Source organism: Bacillus cereus group sp. BfR-BA-01522 (assembly GCF_022662635.1).
GTDB lineage: Bacteria > Bacillota > Bacilli > Bacillales > Bacillaceae_G > Bacillus_A > Bacillus_A cytotoxicus.
This window is the reverse complement of sequence record NZ_JAKUDY010000076.1, coordinates 1-223: the sequence shown is the minus strand read 5'-3', so window position 1 is coordinate 223 and position 223 is coordinate 1. Positions and strand designations below refer to the sequence as shown.

The following is a 223-nucleotide window of genomic DNA, read 5'->3' as shown; positions in this document are numbered from 1 at the left end:
TTTGTGCTGAGATTGGTAATACGAACTTCTCGCTATTCCAAGTGTTTGACACATTGTACGAACAGAGTGTGTTTCTTTTTGACAATCGATAAATTGATGTAATTCTGTATCGTTTATTTTTTCGCGAATATGGCCATAGCCTTTTTTAATATCTCATTCTCCTCTTTCAGGCGAAGCATTTCTTTTTGCATTCGTTTTAGATCTTCTGGAGTCATTTCTTCCT

General features: G+C 35.4%; 1 pseudogene. It reads right to left on the bottom strand.

The annotated features are described in order from the left end of the window. Positions 1-223, bottom strand: a pseudogene (locus MR059_RS22555) (IS3-like element ISBce13 family transposase); the annotation flags it as partial.